This window comes from Nitratireductor sp. WH36-1, from assembly GCF_058725515.1.
In genome coordinates this window covers 2,477,168-2,492,368 of record NZ_CM178970.1, presented here as the reverse complement: position 1 = coordinate 2,492,368, position 15,201 = coordinate 2,477,168, and the positions used below count along the sequence as shown (strand labels likewise).

At 64.7% G+C, this 15,201-nt stretch carries 16 protein-coding genes; 9 read left to right on the top strand and 7 right to left on the bottom strand.

Going from position 1 to position 15,201, the window contains the following annotated elements; translation table 11 throughout:
- Positions 1–3 precede the first annotated feature (3 nt).
- Positions 4–777 carry an HpcH/HpaI aldolase family protein gene (locus AC4PTT_RS11700; RefSeq protein WP_206993971.1) on the top strand — a complete coding sequence of 258 codons (774 nt, stop codon included), beginning with the start codon at positions 4–6 and terminating at the stop codon, positions 775–777.
- 117 nt (positions 778–894) lie between these two features.
- On the opposite strand, the gene AC4PTT_RS11695 is transcribed toward AC4PTT_RS11700, so the two are convergent.
- Entirely contained in the window at positions 895–1,443 is a 549-nt protein-coding gene (locus tag AC4PTT_RS11695; RefSeq protein ID WP_492161199.1) for an RBBP9/YdeN family alpha/beta hydrolase, read from the bottom strand.
- A gap of 222 nt (positions 1,444–1,665) precedes the next feature.
- On the opposite strand from AC4PTT_RS11695, the gene AC4PTT_RS11690 reads away from it, so the two are divergent.
- Complete coding sequence (locus AC4PTT_RS11690; protein ID WP_492161198.1) at positions 1,666–2,475, top strand: VOC family protein; 810 nt, start codon at positions 1,666–1,668, stop codon at positions 2,473–2,475.
- Positions 2,476–2,692: 217 nt separating this feature from the next.
- On the opposite strand, the gene purB is transcribed toward AC4PTT_RS11690, so the two are convergent.
- From purB to AC4PTT_RS11665, 5 genes are all read right to left on the bottom strand, one after another.
- The gene (purB, locus tag AC4PTT_RS11685) at positions 2,693–4,000 is read right to left on the bottom strand and encodes an adenylosuccinate lyase (protein ID WP_113156273.1); all 1,308 of its coding nucleotides are present in this window, start codon (positions 3,998–4,000) and stop codon (positions 2,693–2,695) included.
- Between the two features lie 61 nt (positions 4,001–4,061).
- A complete protein-coding gene (locus AC4PTT_RS11680; RefSeq protein WP_492161197.1) occupies positions 4,062–4,559 on the bottom strand; it encodes a hypothetical protein in 498 nt (165 codons plus the stop codon).
- Between the two features lie 38 nt (positions 4,560–4,597).
- Entirely contained in the window at positions 4,598–5,323 is a 726-nt protein-coding gene (locus tag AC4PTT_RS11675) for a DUF2259 domain-containing protein (protein ID WP_492161196.1), read from the bottom strand.
- Positions 5,324–5,347: 24 nt separating this feature from the next.
- A complete protein-coding gene (locus tag AC4PTT_RS11670) occupies positions 5,348–6,367 on the bottom strand; it encodes a P1 family peptidase (RefSeq protein WP_206547731.1) in 1,020 nt (339 codons plus the stop codon).
- Positions 6,367–7,434 carry a branched-chain amino acid ABC transporter substrate-binding protein gene (locus AC4PTT_RS11665; protein WP_492161195.1) on the bottom strand — a complete coding sequence of 356 codons (1,068 nt, stop codon included), beginning with the start codon at positions 7,432–7,434 and terminating at the stop codon, positions 6,367–6,369. The genes AC4PTT_RS11670 and AC4PTT_RS11665 overlap by 1 nt, the downstream gene beginning before the upstream one ends.
- Positions 7,435–7,672: 238 nt before the next feature.
- On the opposite strand from AC4PTT_RS11665, the gene AC4PTT_RS11660 reads away from it, so the two are divergent.
- The 7 genes from AC4PTT_RS11660 (at position 7,673) to AC4PTT_RS11630 (ending at position 13,943) form a co-directional block, all read left to right on the top strand.
- A complete protein-coding gene (locus AC4PTT_RS11660; RefSeq protein ID WP_206545444.1) occupies positions 7,673–8,167 on the top strand; it encodes a flavin reductase in 495 nt (164 codons plus the stop codon).
- A 62-nt stretch (positions 8,168–8,229) separates the two neighbouring features.
- Positions 8,230–9,144, top strand: a complete 915-nt coding sequence (locus tag AC4PTT_RS11655; protein ID WP_113156275.1) for an AAA family ATPase — start codon at positions 8,230–8,232, stop codon at positions 9,142–9,144.
- A 1-nt stretch (position 9,145) separates the two neighbouring features.
- On the top strand, positions 9,146–10,411 hold the full coding sequence (locus AC4PTT_RS11650) for a vWA domain-containing protein (protein ID WP_206552692.1): 1,266 nt from the start codon (positions 9,146–9,148) through the stop codon (positions 10,409–10,411).
- Positions 10,404–10,742 carry an XdhC family protein gene (locus AC4PTT_RS11645; protein ID WP_113155031.1) on the top strand — a complete coding sequence of 113 codons (339 nt, stop codon included), beginning with the start codon at positions 10,404–10,406 and terminating at the stop codon, positions 10,740–10,742. Before AC4PTT_RS11650 ends, AC4PTT_RS11645 begins: the two co-directional genes overlap by 8 nt.
- Positions 10,742–11,446 (top strand): XdhC family protein, encoded by a 705-nt coding sequence (locus AC4PTT_RS11640; protein ID WP_492161194.1) that lies wholly within the window; start codon positions 10,742–10,744, stop codon positions 11,444–11,446. The genes AC4PTT_RS11645 and AC4PTT_RS11640 overlap by 1 nt, the downstream gene beginning before the upstream one ends.
- The gene (locus AC4PTT_RS11635; RefSeq protein WP_492161193.1) at positions 11,443–13,050 is read left to right on the top strand and encodes an NTP transferase domain-containing protein; all 1,608 of its coding nucleotides are present in this window, start codon (positions 11,443–11,445) and stop codon (positions 13,048–13,050) included. Before AC4PTT_RS11640 ends, AC4PTT_RS11635 begins: the two co-directional genes overlap by 4 nt.
- 5 nt (positions 13,051–13,055) lie before the next feature.
- A complete protein-coding gene (locus AC4PTT_RS11630) occupies positions 13,056–13,943 on the top strand; it encodes an alpha/beta hydrolase (RefSeq protein WP_492161192.1) in 888 nt (295 codons plus the stop codon).
- 16 nt (positions 13,944–13,959) lie between these two features.
- On the opposite strand, the gene AC4PTT_RS11625 is transcribed toward AC4PTT_RS11630, so the two are convergent.
- A complete protein-coding gene (locus AC4PTT_RS11625) occupies positions 13,960–14,988 on the bottom strand; it encodes a DUF1176 domain-containing protein (RefSeq protein WP_206545514.1) in 1,029 nt (342 codons plus the stop codon).
- Positions 14,989–15,201: the final 213 nt, after the last annotated feature.

The window sequence follows — 15,201 nt, the reverse complement described above, 5'->3', positions numbered from 1 at the left end:
TCCTTGTCACTGGCAGCACGCCTCAGGGCGGGGGAGAGCGTTTTCTCCGCCTGGTCGCTGATTCCCGATTCGCAGACCGTCGAACTGGTTGCCGGACTGGATTTCGGCGCCGTCACGCTCGACATGCAGCATGGCGGTCATCACGAGGACAGCGTGCTGCGCGGCGTGGGCGCCGTTCGGCTGAAGGGAAAGCACCCGGTGGTGCGCATTCCCGTCGGCCGTTTTGACATGGCGAGCCGCGCGCTGGACATGGGAGCGGAAACCGTGATCGCGCCCATGGTCAACTCGGTAGAGGATGCGCGCGCCTTTGCCGCCGCCATGAAATATCCGCCCGTCGGGCTGCGTTCATGGGGACCAAGCTTCGCCATGCCGCGCGCCGGGGCCTCCGATGCGCAGAGCTGGCTGGCGAACGAGAACGCCAACACGGTCGCCTTCGCGATGATCGAAACGCGGCAGGCGCTGGCGGCGCTTGATGACATTCTCGCCGTGGACGGGATCGACGGTGTTCTGGTCGGTCCTTCGGACTTCTCCATTGCGTGGTCGAATGGCGCGACAATGGACCCGGCGCTTGAAGACATGATGCCGGCGATCGCCTCCATCGCGGAAAAGGCGCGCGCAGCGGGCAAGCATGCGGCCATCTATGTGGTCGATCCGCTGCTTGTCGGCCGTTTCCATGCAATGGGATACCGGTTTTTCGCGCTCGGATCCGAGGGCGCTTACATGACCGATGGCGCACCGGCCATGCTTGCGGCTGCGCGCGGTTCGATCAAGGGCTGATCCGGCCACAGCCGGTCTGGCAAATGATTGAGGGCGGTTCTTCGTTTTTCAGGAACGATGAGCCGCCCTTTTCTTTTCAGGCGCACCGGCAGAAGACGCGGTCTGCAGACAGGCTGTTCAGAGCTGCTGCAGGAATTTGGCGAAGGTCATGGAGCCTTCCGGCCAGGGGCCGAAGCCCGATTCGGCATTGATGTGCCCGGCGTCACCCGCATCCATAAACAGCGAACCCCACGCGGCGGCGATGTCTTCAGCCACTTCGTAGGAGCAGAAGTGATCGTTGCGGCTGGCGATGGTGATCGACGGAAAGGGCAGCGGATCGCGCGGGTACGGCCCGAAGGTCATCAGGTGTTTGGGCCTGATCTTGCTGTTTGCGACATCGGGCGGGGCGACGAAGAATGCACCCGCAACCGGCTTCCTGAACTCGGGAATGGCCTGAACGGCGGTGGCGACGCCCAGCGAATGGGCGACCAGCACAACGGGCTTTTCCGCTTCGTTGACGGCCGTCACCACCTTGGCGATCCAGTCCTCGCGAACCGGCTTCGACCAGGCTTCCTGTTCGACGCGACGCGCCGTCGACAGCCGCGACTGCCAGCGCGTCTGCCAGTGATCGGGCCCGGAATTGGTGTAACCGGGAATGATGAGAATATCGGCGTCTGAAGCTTTCATGGCCGGGCATGTAGCCATCGTGCCGGAGGCATGCAAGCGCTGGGATGATCTGCGGCGCGAATTGCGCGTGTTTTCGAACGATTTTTGAAGATTGTATTTTATTTAGTGAACAGCGTGTTCGCCGGGCAGGTGCTTGTGCGGAAGGGGATGGCGCGCCAGTTTCAGGGGGACATGAGGCGGCCCGCCAAAGGGGCTGGCTGCCGCTTCGCAGGAGATAAAGCGATGAGTGGGTTTCCCTTTGCCGCAACCACGCCGGTCAGCATTGGCCGTGTTGGCCTGAAAGCGCGCGACGCGCAGAAGCTGGCGGCGTTCTATTCGGATATTCTGGGCCTTCAGGAGATGGACGGCGACAATGGCGCGATTGCGCTGGGGGTCGGTGGTCGCACGCTTCTGGAGATTGCCGAGGACAGGTCTGCCGAGCCGGACGATCCGCGCGAGGCCGGTCTCTTTCACACGGCGTTCCTGTTGCCGGAGCGGGCCGATCTGGCGCGCTGGTCGCTCTTTGCCCGCGACCGCAACATGCGGCTTGAGGGCGCGTCCGACCATCTGGTCAGCGAGGCGGTCTATCTGTCCGATCCGGAAGGGAACGGCATCGAGATCTATGCGGACCGTGCGCCCGAAAGCTGGACCAAAACCGCGGACGGGATCGCCATGGCGACCGAGCGTCTCGATTTCGGCAGCCTGCTTTCCACGGTTCCCGATGGCGATGCGGGCTGGCAGGGCGCGCCGGTGAACACGGTGATCGGCCATGTGCATCTGCGCGTTGGCGACCCGGTGACGGCGGAAGCCTGGTGGCATGAGGCGCAGGGCTTCGACACGATGACGCGCTATGGATCGCAGGCGGTGTTTCTGGCGACGGGCGGTTACCACCACCATATCGGCGCAAACAGCTGGCGCAGCGCCGGGGCGGGCAAACGCAACCCGAACCGCACGGGGCTCTCCTGGCTTGAACTGAAGAGCAGGAATGCGACGGCGGAGACCGAGTTCGCCGATCCGTGGGGCACGGTCGTGCGGGTCGCACCGTCGAACTGACGCGTCAGGTTCCGCGAACCCACAATGCGGCGGGATTTTCATACGCCGTGTCAGCCCCTCATCCCCCTGGCGGGACCTTCTCCCCGCTCGCGGGGAGAAGGAAGCCGTCATTCAGCCAGAGCGTTTCCGCTTCTTGTGGAGTTGCTCTGGTCAGACAAAGAAAAACGCCGGCGCATCGGGTGATGCGCCGGCGTTTTCAGGTTTCAGGGCGTCAAGATCAGCTTTCGCCGAAAACGCGCTCGAAGATCGTGTCCACATGCTTGGTATGGTAGCCGAGGTCGAACTTGTCGCGGATGACCTCTTCGGAGAGGGCGGCGCGCACCTCGTCGTCACCGAGCAGTTCGGTGAGGAAGTCGGCGCCCTGTTCCCACACCTTCATGGCGTTGCGCTGCACGAGGCGGTAGGCGTCCTCGCGGGACACGCCAGCCTGGGTGAGGGCAAGCAGAACGCGCTGCGAGTGAACGAGGCCGCGGAAGCGGTCCATGTTCTTCTGCATGGCGTCGGGGTAGACGACCAGCTTTTCCATCATGCCGGTGAGGCGGGCGAGCGCGAAGTCGAGCGTGACGGTCGCGTCGGGGCCGATCATGCGCTCGACGGAGGAGTGCGAAATGTCGCGCTCGTGCCAGAGCGCCACGTTTTCCATGGCGGGGGTCGCATAGGCGCGGACCATGCGGGCAAGACCGGTCAGGTTTTCCGACAGGACCGGGTTGCGCTTGTGCGGCATGGCCGACGAGCCCTTCTGGCCCGGCGAGAAATACTCTTCGGCTTCCAGAACCTCGGTGCGCTGCAGGTGACGCACCTCGACCGAGAGCCGCTCGATGGAGGAGGCGATCACGGCGAGCGTGGCGAAATACATGGCGTGGCGGTCGCGCGGGATGACCTGCGTGGAGACGGGCTCCGGCTTCAGGCCCATCTTCTCGGCCACATGCTCCTCGACGCTCGGGTCGATGTTGGCGAAGGTGCCGACAGCGCCGGAAATGGCGCAGGTGGCGATTTCTTCGCGCGCATTGACGAGGCGCTGGCGGCAGCGCTCGAACTCGGCATAGGCCTGGGCGAGCTTGACGCCGAACGTGGTCGGCTCGGCATGGATGCCATGGCTGCGGCCGATGGTGACGGTGTCCTTGTGCTCGAAGGCGCGCTTCTTGAGGGCGGCGAGCAGCTTGTCGAGGTCGTCAAGCAGGATGTCGGTGGCGCGCACGAGCTGGACGCTGAGGCAGGTGTCGAGCACGTCGGAAGAGGTCATGCCCTGATGCACGAAGCGGGCTTCGGGGCCGACAATCTCTGCCAGATGCGTCAGGAAGGCGATGACGTCGTGCTTCGTTTCGCGCTCGATCTCGTCGATGCGGTCAATGTCGAACGTGGCTTCGCCGGCCTTGTCCCAGATGGTCTTCGCGGCGTCCTTGGGCACGATGCCGAGCTCGGCCATCGCGTCTGCGGCATGCGCCTCGATTTCGAACCAGATGCGGAACTTGGTCTCAGGCGACCAGATTGCGGCCATTTCAGGCCGCGAATAGCGCGGGATCATGCGTGCCTTGCCTTCCATAGGTGTGGGGTTGGCGCTTCACTAGCAGAGGTGCGCGTTTTGCTCAACGCGGCTTGACGGCATAGGCGAGCGAGAGCGCGAAAAGTGCGGCCAATCCCCAGGGAAAATAGATGCGCAGGCCGAGAACGGCGAACTGGTATAGTGCGCCGGCTATTGTGAAGGCGAACTCAAACGCCCATCGAAGCGACAGGATCGGGCCGTGCCACTGGGCGTAATAGGCGCGGTATTCGAGCGCGTAGAGGGCGGCGGTGATGCACAGGGTACACAGCGCGAAGGCGAGGAAGGTTGCGGCAAAGCGCTGTTCAGGCCGGCCATGGCGCGCGATGAGCGCCTGAAGCGTGTGGCCGAGCGGAAAGGCGAGCACGCCGCCCAGCGCGAAGATCACGGTGAGGGCGGTGACGCGCGGCGCGGTCTGCCATTCGCTTTGCCAAAAGAAGGCGAGCGCGTTGAGCCCCATCAGAGCGCCCCAAAGGAGCGCGCCCAGAAGAGCCGTGGCGGGGGCGGGCAGTGCACGCCTGATGGCGGCGAGAGCCGGTCTCATGAGATCCCGATGCTTTCACCGCCCCCGGACATGACAGGTCAGTACTGGCCGGTCACGGCGATGAAACGGTGGTCCGGCCCTTCAAAGCCGATACCGCGCACGGCGATCATGACGGCGAAGACCGGCGAACCGCCCTGAGGGTAGAAGGTCTGGACGCCGGCGATGCGGTAGCCGAGCGGGCAGCCGCGGCTTTTCGGAATGGAATTGTCCTCATGCACGAGCGTGGTTTCCGTACCCGGTTCGGTGGCGATGCGGGTGAGGCGGAAACCGGCCGCTTCACCGAAGCCGTAGCATTCCGCGCCATTGGGCATGGGCAGTTCGGCGAGGCGGAAATCAAGGGTGCCGTCGATCGACGGGAAGACCGGGCGCGGATTGACCTCGATGCGATAGGGATCGGCCGAAATTTCCGTGACCGCGTTCCAGCCGGCGGTGAAACCGGGATTTTCGGCGAGCACGGTGTCGCTGATGACGGACTGGGACTGGCTTTTGGCCTGTGCGCGGGCGTCGGCGAGGCTTGCGCCATCCTGATCGATGCGCACACGGACCGGTGTGCCGGGCAGGAAACTGTCATTGGCGGTGTTGATGTAATAGCGGTTTGCGTAGGGAAAGCCGGAACCGTCCTGAATGCCATACTCCTCAAAGGCGAAGGTGGAGCCATCGGCGGAAAAGCCGAGAATGTTGACGGAGGCGGTGTCGCCCGCCTGCGCCATGGTGCAGGTGGCGGCGAGGGCGATGGCGCAAAACCCTGAATGAAGAGATTTCATGCTGAAAATCCTTTTAAACTGAAACTAGTCGCGCTTGCTGGTGGCTTTGAGCTCTTCCCAAACCGGGAATATATCACGATTGGTCTTTTTTGCGGCAAAGACGCCGCGTGCGATGGCGCGGGCCATGGTTGCGGTGGCTGCGGCGTTCAGGTCGATCACGCCTTCCATGTCGAGGACCGTGTCGTTGCGGCCAGTAGCAAGACCGAACACGAGATCGCCGTCGACCGGCGTGTGGGTCGGCCAGATGGCGCGGGCAAAACCGTCATGGGCGGCGATGGCGAGGCGCTTGGCGGCTGCCTTGTCGAGCTTTGCGTCGGTGGCGATGACGGCGATGGTGGTGTTGCCGCGCGCGGTGGCGCGCAGCTTGGTCAACACTTTCGACGCGTCGTCGGGCATCGGGTGAGGCAGGCCGAGACCGCCGAACTCGTCACCGATCTCGAAGGGCGCTGCCCAGAAATGCGGCGTGCCGCCGACGGTGACGGAGCCCACGGCATTGACGGCGACGAGCGCGCCGACGGTGATGCCGTTTTCAAGCACGGTCGAGGCCGAACCGAGCCCGCCCTTGAGCGCGGCGGTGGTTGCGCCTGCGCCTGCGCCGACGCTGCCGATCTCGAACTCCTGCGAGGCGGCCATGGCGGCCTCGAAGCCGAAATCGCGATAGGGGGAGAAGCGGCCCCAGTTCTTGTCGCCGCCATTGGGCAGGTCGAACAGGATAGCCCCCGGCACAATCGGCACACGGAAACCGAGGATCTCGAACCCGCGATCCATCTCGCGCAAAGCCGCCTGCACGCCGGCTGCGGCGTCGATGCCGAAGGCCGAGCCGCCCGACAGCGAGATGGCGTCGACGCCATCGACCAGATTGTGCGGCTCCAGAGCGTCCGTTTCGCAGGTGCCCGGCGCGCCGCCCAGCACCTGAACGCCGGCGGCGGCAGGCTCATCGCACAGAATGGCGGTGACGCCGGATTTGACGGTCTCGTCCGTGTGATTTCCCACAGTGATGCCCGCCACATCGGTGAGCAGATTACGCGGGCCGGTGCGCCACATCATTCAACCTCCTGGAATGTCTGGTCTTCGAAGCGGAAGAGGCGATAGAATTGCTCGTTCAGGTCGCCTTTGGCGTCGAAGGAAAGAGAGCCGAGCACGGTGCCGAACGTGCCGGAAGAAAGGGCGTCGAAGACCGATCCTGCTTCCGCGTCCGCCTGACGGGCGGCGGCAATGGCAAGTTCCGTTGCGGCATAGCCCGGAATGACATAGCCGTCCGGCACGATGCCGGCGACTTCAAGCGTCTGCCTGACGTCATCCGAGACGATGTCCGCCCAGTGCGGCAGGCCGACCATGAGCGTGCCTGCGGCAAGGGGGACGCTGCTGTTTTCCGCGCGCAGTGCCTCGCCACCGGCAATGGTGAGCTCGTAATCCATGCCGCGCGCATCGCGCGCCAGAATGGCGATGTCGCTGCGGTCGCCACCGACGAAGACATGGGTGGCTCCGGCGCGGCGCAGGCGTCCGGCGAGGCCGATCTGGTTGTCGAGCTGTGGGCGGAACGTGTCGATGAAGACGGGGTTCAGTTCCTGAAGCTCGGCGGCGGCGCGCATGTTTTCGGCCAGTTCACGCCCGTAGATCGTGCCGTCATCGACGATGGCGAAGAAATTCTCGCGCCAGCGCGGAACGAGAATGTCGGCTACGGCGTCGCGTTCTGCGTCGGCGCGGGGCGCGGTGCGGAAGATAGGCCAGCCGGTGCGCTCGCGCTGGTCGGTGAGCGTGGCGGTGCGCACGCCGGGCGTGACGACGGGAATGCCGGCCTCGGCAAAAAGCGGCAGCGCGGCCTCGATGGCGTCGGTGCACAGGAAGCCGACCACGATGGTGACATTCTGCCCGATCAGCGCGCGGGCCGCCGCTTCGCCACCTTCGGCGGTGCAGCGTGTGTCAGCCTCGATGGCGGTGGCGTCGCCGGCTTCAGCGGCAAGGCGGGCACCGTCGCGCAACTGATGGCCAAGAATGGAGAAATTGCCGCTGAGTGGCGCGGCGATGCCGATGGAGGTTTCCTGCGCATGCGCGGAAGGCGCGGTCAACGCGGCAAAACTGGAGACGAGAAGGCAAGCGAGGCAACGCATATCTGGAGATCAATCACCCATTTCACGGTCACGCACTAGCATGAGAATCAGGCCGCCCGCATCCGAAGTTAACCGCAAAGCTGCGGAACTGGTAAATAACTGTGCCATAAAGTGCTTCCGGCGATGGAGACTTTCTGGCGCAGTCCTTTTTCCTTTTTTGGACTGTCGGGCGATGGTGCGCCTTGGTAAGGCTCTGCAGCAATCCTATATCGCACATGTGAGTTGAAAAGAGTTGACTGTGCTGAAGACCAACGAGATCGAACCGCGTCATTATCGCGATGCCATGGCCCGCTTTGCAGGGGCCGTTCATGTGGTCACGACCGACGGGCCGGCTGGCCTGCGCGGCGTGACGGCGATTGCGGCGTGTTCCGTCTCGGACGATCCGCCGACGGTTCTGGTGTGCCTCAATCGCGAAAATCCGCACAATGAGGCCTTCGTGAAGAATGGCATCTTCGCGCTCAACACGCTGACGGCGGACCATCAGGCGCTTTCCAACGCCTTTTCCGGCCTGACGGGGCTTTCGCCCGAAGAGCGTTTTGCGCTGACCGAGTGGGAGACCATCGCCACGGGCGCGCCGACGCTGCCGGATGCGCTGGCGGTGTTTGACTGCCATGTGGTTCAGACCGTGGAAATCGGCACGCACCGGGTCTATTTCGGCCGCGTGGCCGGCCTGAGCATCGGCGACAAAAGCAATCCGCTCCTCTACCATGAGCGGGGCTACCGGGTATTGTAGCCTCTCGACCCGGGAGTATTTCGGGAAACCCGGGGAGCCCTTTGGGAAGCAATGGGGGAATGATGTCCGAAACGACAGCCCGCGGCCTGCCGCAATCCATCGACGAGACGCTTACGCTTCTGACGGAAGGCGGCTATGTGGCCGACCGGGCGCTGGCGACCGTGCTGTTTCTGAGCCTGACCATGCAGCGCCCGCTGTTTCTGGAAGGCGAGGCAGGTGTCGGCAAGACGGAGATCGCCAAGGTTCTGGCGGCGGGGCTCGGGCGCAGGCTCATCCGGCTGCAATGCTATGAAGGGCTCGACGTTTCGTCTGCCGTCTATGAGTGGAACTATGCCGCGCAGATGATCGAGATCCGCATGGCCGAGGCTGCGGGCATTCATGACCGCTCCGAGATGGAGAGCGGCGTCTTTTCCGAAAAATATCTGATCCGCCGCCCGGTGCTGGAAGCGCTGGAAAGCGGCATTGACGGGCCGCCGATCTTCCTGATCGATGAACTCGACCGGGCGGATGAGGCGTTCGAAGCCTATCTTCTGGAAGTGCTCTCCGACTATCAGGTGAGCGTGCCGGAGCTGGGAACGATCAAGGCGGATGAACCGCCCATCGTCGTGATCACCACCAACCGGACCCGCGAAATCCACGATGCGCTGAAGCGGCGCTGCCTTTATCACTGGGTCGATTACCCGGATGCGCAGCGCGAGCTGGAAATTCTCGCCCGCAAGGTGCCGAACGCCAACGCCACGCTGGCGAAACAGGTGGTGACATTCGTGCAGAAACTGCGCGAGCTCGATCTCTTCAAAGCGCCGGGCGTGGCCGAAACCATCGACTGGGCAACGGCGCTGACGGCGCTGGGCAAGGACAGCCTCGATGCGGATGCGGTGTCGGACACGATGGGCGTGTTGCTGAAATACCAGGACGACATTGCGCGGCTGGAAGACGGCGAGGGCGCGCGCGTTCTCGAAGAGGTCAAGGCCAGCTGACATGCCGGCTGCTCCAGACGCGGACAAACGAGCACCGGAACGCGAAGAGGGCGCGCGGCTGGCCGACAGGATCGTCGGCTTTGCCCGCATGCTCCGGCGCGCTGGGCTGCGCGTGGGACCGGCCGCCGTTATGGACGCCATTCAGGCGGTGGTGACGGTCGGCGTCGAGCGGCGCGACGACTTTTACTGGACGCTGCACGCCACCCTGATTTCCAGGCATGAGGATCATGCGCTGTTCGATGCGGCGTTCCGGCTCTACTGGGCGCGGCGCGACGAGCGCGATGAGGGGCGGACCGAAGACGAGGGCGACGAGGCGGAAGTGCTGCGCGAGAAGAAACGCGCCGGCGACCGCCGCGCCGAGGATGCGCTGGACGAGGAGCGCCGCGCGATCATCAAGAAGCGGCCGGAGTTTGAACTGGACGCACGGCTTTCCTTCACGGCGATGGAGGTTCTGCGCCAGAAGGATTTCGCTCAGATGTCGGCTGAGGAAGTGGCCGAGGCCCGCCGCGCCATGCGCGATCTCGTTCTGCCGTTCGACCGGGTGGCGACGCGCCGGTTCAGGCCGGACCCGCATGGGGCGCGGATCGATCCGCATGCGATGCTGCGGGCAAGCCTGCGCACGGGCGGTGACCTGATCCTGCCGAAATTCCGCTCGCCGCGCCAGATCGCGCCGCCGCTGGTGGCGCTGGTCGATATATCCGGTTCGATGAGCCAGTATTCGCGGGTTTTCCTGCATTTTCTGCATGCACTGACGGAAAAGCGGCGGCGGGTTTTCAGCTTCACCTTTGGCACACGGCTGACCAACATCACGCGCCCGCTCAGCCGGCGTGACCCCGACGAGGCGCTGGAAGAAGCGTCTGAAGCGGTGCGCGACTGGTCCGGCGGCACGCGGATCGGCACGGCGCTTGGCGATTTCAACCGGCTGTGGTCGCGCCGGGTTCTGGGACAGGGCGCAATCGTGCTCCTGATCACCGACGGGCTGGAGCGCGATCATATCGAGGTTCTGTCGCGGGAGATGGAGCGGCTTTCGAAATCATGCCGCCGGCTGATCTGGCTTAACCCATTGCTTGGCTTTGACGGGTTCGAGCCACGCGCACGCGGCATGCGGGCGATGCTGCCGCATGTGGACGAGCTGCGGCCGGTGCACAATCTCGATGCGCTTGGCGATCTGTGCGCCGCGCTGACGGATGCGCCCGCACAGGGCGGGGACTTGGCACGGCACTTTCAGCGTGCCCATATGAAGGGCGGGAGAAACGCCAATGTCTGAGCTGAAACAATCCGATGAGACACGCGATCCGCTGATGATCGCCGAGGACTGGATGCAGGCTGGTCGCGATGTGGCGATTGCCACGGTGGTGGAGACCTGGGGTTCTGCGCCGCGCCCGGTGGGAAGCCATCTGGTGATCGATGCGGATGGCAATTTCGAGGGCTCGGTGTCGGGCGGTTGCGTGGAGGGCGCGGTGGTGGCGGAGGCCGCCGATGTGCTGACCGAGGGCAGGCCGCGCATGCTGGAATTCGGCGTTGCCGACGAGACGGCCTGGGAAGTGGGTCTCTCCTGCGGCGGGCGCATCAGGGTTTATGTGGAGAGGCTCGGCTAGTGGATCCGCTGTCGCTGAAGAAACTGAACGCGCTGCGGCGCGAACGCAGGGCCGCGATCCTGCTCACCGATCTGGAAGACGGGCGCGACCGGGTGATCCGCGAGGGCGACACGGTGGCCGGTGCGCTTGGCGAGGCGGTGGCGCGCGCCTTCCGCTCCGGCAAGTCCGGTGTGGTGGAGATCGACGGGCGCAATTTCTTTTTGAACGTGCACCTGCCCGAACCGCGCCTCGTGGTGATCGGGGCGGTGCATATCAGCCAGGCGCTGGCGCCGATGGCGAAGATTGCGGGTTTCGATCTGACGATCATCGATCCGCGCACGGCGTTTGCCACGCCGGAACGTTTTCCCGGAGTTGCGCTTCATGCCGAATGGCCTGACGAGGCGCTGGCGCGTCAGCCGCTCGATGCCTACACGGCGCTTGCCGCGCTGACGCATGATCCGAAAATTGACGACCCGGCGCTGCGGGCGGGGTTTGAAGCGGAGTGCTTCTATATCGGCGCGCTTGGCAGCCGGAAGACCCACGCAAAGCGCATCGACCGGCTGACGGAGGCTGGCGTTTCGCCGGCAGCGCTTGAGCGGATCGATGCGCCCATCGGGCTCGATATTGGTGCGGCAACGCCGGCGGAGATCGCGGTTGCCGTGCTGGGCGCGGTGATTGCAGCATTGCGCTCGCGCGGGCCGGGGGACAGGAGCGTATCGGCGTGAAGTTCGGACCGCTATCCATTGACGAGGCCGAAGGGGCGGTGCTGGCGCATGCCACGATGGCCGGCAAGACGCGGCTGCGCAAGGCGCACCGGCTTGGCGCTGCCGACATCGCGCTTTTGAGGGCGGAAGGCGTCAGGACGGTGATCGCGGCGCGGCTGGAGCCTGGCGATCTGGACGAGGATCAGGCGGCGGAGCGCCTGGCGGCAACGCTTGCGGTGGAAGGAATCTCTGCGCGCGCGCCCACGACCGGGCGGGTCAATCTGCATGCGCAGAAGGCGGGGCTCTTTATTGTGGACCGGCAGGCGGTCGATGCGGTGAACGCCGTCGATCCGGCGATCACCATGGCCACGCTGCCCGATTACAGTGCGGTGAGCGAAGGGCAGATGGTGGCAACGGTGAAGATCATCCCGTTTGCCGTTTCCGCCGCGCAGGTGGACAGGGCGGCTTCTGCCGCGCACGGGCCGGTGTTTTCGTTGCGGCCCTTCAGGGCCATGCGCGTCGGCGTGGTGCAGACCGCGCTGCCGAGCCTGAAGGACAGCGTGCTCGACAAGACGGCGCGCATTACCGTGGAGCGGCTGCAGCGCTCCGGCAGTCATGTGACGCGCGAACTGCGGCCTGCCCATGAGCCGGATGCGGTGGCGCGCGCCATTACAGCGCTCAAGGATGAGAGCGACATGCTGCTCGTCTTCGGCGCTTCGGCCGTGTGCGATGCCGACGACGTGATCCCCGCCGCCATCCGCAAGGCGGGTGGAACGGTGGAGCGGGTCGGCATGCCGGTCGATCCGGGCAATCTTCTGGTGCTGGGGACCATCGAGGGGCGGCCGGTGATCGGCGCGCCGGGATGCGCGCGCAGCCCCAAGACGAATGGTTTCGACTGGGTGCTCGACCGGCTGATGGCGGGGCTCGACCTTTCCTCGGCGGACATTGCCGGGATGGGCGTTGGCGGGCTATTGGCCGAAATTCCGACCCGGCCGCAGCCGCGTGAAGGCAGGATTGCGGAGCGTGCACCCTCTGTCTGGGGCGTGCTTCTGGCGGCGGGACAGTCGCGGCGCATGGGTGAACACAACAAGCTTATGGCGTCGTTCGACGGCGTGCCGCTGGTGCGGCGCACGGGAGCGGCGCTGGCGCAAAGCCGTGTCGACGGGGCTGTCGCCGTGCTCGGGCATGAGGCGGAGCGCGTGCAGGGCGCGCTGGACGGGCTTGGCATGGCGGTTGCGGTCAATGATGCTTATGCGGAAGGACTGTCCACCTCGCTGAAAGCCGGCATTGCGGCGCTGCCGGACGAGGCGGCGGGCGCGCTGGTGATGCTGGCCGACATGCCGGAAATCAGCACTGCGGATCTCAACCGTCTGGTGGAGGCGTTTGTGAAGGCCGGCGGCAATGCGGTGGTCAGGGCGACGCATAACGGCAAGCGGGGCAATCCGGTGATCCTGCCGCGCGCGCTGTTTGCCGAAGTGGCGCGGCTTGAGGGCGACACCGGCGCGCGGCATGTGGTGGAGCAGGAGCTGGTCGGCATTGTCGATGTGGAGACGGGCGCTGCCGCGCATCTCGACGTGGACACGCCGGACGCGCTGGAAAAGGCAGGCGGCGTGTTGAATCGATGAGTGCGATGTCTCTTGCAAGGAACTGTATTCGCTTGGCTTTTACCGGATTTGTGGTGGCTTTCTCCGGTGTGAGCGCGCAGGCGCTGGAGCTTGCCTCGCAGAAGGACCGGCTGTTTGCCTATCCGGCGGTTCTGTCATCGAGCGATGGCGGCGCTTACCGGGTGGTCGACTATCGGGAGATGCGGGACATCAACGGGCGCGACGCGGTGCCCGAGCGCCGCGTGGACGGGCGCTACATCTCCACCGGTGTGCGGCGGGCGCAGCAGGATCTGGCGCTGCAGACCAAGGCGGGCACGGTGCGCCATGTCGCTGTCGGCAAGACCGAGGGTGCAAGCGCCATCGTGCTTTATCTGCATGGTCAGGGCGGCAACCGTCGGCAGGGGGTGGACGACTTCACCTTCGGGGGCAATTTCAACCGCATCAAGAACCTTATGGCAAAGAGCGGCGGGCTCTACCTGTCGCCCGATTTCTCGGATTTCGAGGCGCGGGGCGCTCAGGAAATCGCGGCGCTGATCGCGTATTATGCGGAACGTTCACCCGGCGCGCGGGTGTTCGTGGCCTGTGGTTCGATGGGCGGCGCGCTGTGCTGGCGGCTGGCGCAGGACCGGGTAACAGCCGACCGGCTGGGCGGGCTTTTGCTGCTCGGCTCGATGTGGAACGATGCGTTCCTGCAAAGCCCGGCCTTTGCTGAACGGGTGCCGGTGTTCTTCGGGCATGGCAGCGAAGACCGGGTTTTCCCGGTTGGAAATCAGGAAGCGTTTTTCAGGAAAATCCGTTCATCGGCAAAGGGTTATCCGGCGCGCTTCGTGCGTTTTGAGAGCGGGACGCACGGCACGCCGATCCGTATGAGCGACTGGCGCGAGACCCTGAACTGGATGCTCGCGCAGCCGTGATGCGTGAGGCCCTGGCTTACGGGCCGGTGTGATAGTCGAGGATCGTGACCGGGTTCTGCTCGCCGTCATAGGACGCATCCACATCGTAGCGCACCAGAGTGAACGCGCCCTCGCGGAAGATCCATGTGCCGGCAGAGAAGGCGTCTCCGACGCCGCGCCACTTGTTGTAGCTGGTAAGTGTCTGCGTTCCCGGATCATAGTCCGAGTTCACCAGCGTGCTCTCGGCGGTGTAGCCGACGATGCGGATATCCTCGACCTTGCCGTCGCTGTCGCCATTCTCGTACTGAACGCTGGTTTCCGGCATGGCGAACTGGACCGGCGACACGCCGCCCTGCGGGCTGGCCAGAATATAGGCGTGGATCTCGTTATAGGCGCCGGTGCCGCAATAGAAGCGGAAGAGCCGGGCTTCATGCTTGGGCGTGTCCAGGGTCTCGTAGGAATAGTTGAAGGGGATGGTGTAGCTGTCCACCAGATCGAAATTTTCCGGCGGTGGCGGGCAGGTTTCGGCGTAGACCGCAGCAAACATCGCCTTGGCCTCGGCCAGAACCCTGTCGGTCTCGTCGGGGGGACCATCGCCGCAGCTTGCCGGCAGAACATCCGTCAACTCGCCGCTTGCGGGCTTGAGCGATGCCTTCTCGATGTGGAGCGGGTTATAGGGCGTGCCCTGGATTGTCGGGTTGGACAGGCGCAGCGTGTAGCAACCGGCGAAAACCTGCTCCTTGCCGTCATTGTCGGTGGCGCGGATGGCGACGGGAAGCGAATAGATGATGCTGCCGGCTGCGCCTTCGGAGCTGACCGCACCGGTGGCGAGCTCGACATTGGCGGTGTTGGCGTAGCCTTCCTGATAGGCATCGAGGCTCTTTGCCGGGGGCGTTGAGAAATAGTCGTAGGCGCGCGCATATTCCTTGCGGTTGACCGCGTTGTAGAGCGAGCGCAGCAGCGTTTCGGGGCTCGAACGGTCGTCCAGATAGGCGTCCTGCTGCTGGGCAAAGGCCGGAGCCTGAAGCGCGGCAAGGATTGCGGCGGTCGTTAGAACGGGTCTCATCATGGCCTCCTCGGCTTTGAAACTGGCGGGAGAGTAACGCGGCGTGCGTCGATTCGGACAGATGTTACTGTTCCAAGATTGCCCGGATTGTGTCCGGTGCGATGGGGAGGCAGCCGCGTCGCGCAGTTCTCGCGCAGGGTGCGTTGCGCCGCTCGTTCAAATAGTGTGTTTTCGCTGGGGGATTTCTTAACCGCAGCCGGCTAAGGCTGAAGC

Excerpts from the sequence above, each read along its gene's own strand:
- AC4PTT_RS11690 (WP_492161198.1), top strand. The coding sequence starts at position 1,666 with ATGAGTGGGTTTCCCTTTGCCGCAACCACGCCGGTCAGCATTGGCCGT.
- AC4PTT_RS11655 (WP_113156275.1), top strand. The coding sequence starts at position 8,230 with ATGTCCGAAACGACAGCCCGCGGCCTGCCGCAATCCATCGACGAGACG.
- AC4PTT_RS11695 (WP_492161199.1), bottom strand. The coding sequence starts at position 1,443 with ATGAAAGCTTCAGACGCCGATATTCTCATCATTCCCGGTTACACCAAT.
- AC4PTT_RS11625 (WP_206545514.1), bottom strand. The coding sequence starts at position 14,988 with ATGAGACCCGTTCTAACGACCGCCGCAATCCTTGCCGCGCTTCAGGCT.
- AC4PTT_RS11650 (WP_206552692.1), top strand. The coding sequence starts at position 9,146 with ATGCCGGCTGCTCCAGACGCGGACAAACGAGCACCGGAACGCGAAGAG.
- AC4PTT_RS11665 (WP_492161195.1), bottom strand. The coding sequence starts at position 7,434 with ATGCGTTGCCTCGCTTGCCTTCTCGTCTCCAGTTTTGCCGCGTTGACC.
- AC4PTT_RS11675 (WP_492161196.1), bottom strand. The coding sequence starts at position 5,323 with ATGAAATCTCTTCATTCAGGGTTTTGCGCCATCGCCCTCGCCGCCACC.
- AC4PTT_RS11680 (WP_492161197.1), bottom strand. The coding sequence starts at position 4,559 with ATGAGACCGGCTCTCGCCGCCATCAGGCGTGCACTGCCCGCCCCCGCC.
- AC4PTT_RS11645 (WP_113155031.1), top strand. The coding sequence starts at position 10,404 with ATGTCTGAGCTGAAACAATCCGATGAGACACGCGATCCGCTGATGATC.
- AC4PTT_RS11670 (WP_206547731.1), bottom strand. The coding sequence starts at position 6,367 with ATGTGGCGCACCGGCCCGCGTAATCTGCTCACCGATGTGGCGGGCATC.
- AC4PTT_RS11630 (WP_492161192.1), top strand. The coding sequence starts at position 13,056 with ATGTCTCTTGCAAGGAACTGTATTCGCTTGGCTTTTACCGGATTTGTG.
- purB (WP_113156273.1), bottom strand. The coding sequence starts at position 4,000 with ATGATCCCGCGCTATTCGCGGCCTGAAATGGCCGCAATCTGGTCGCCT.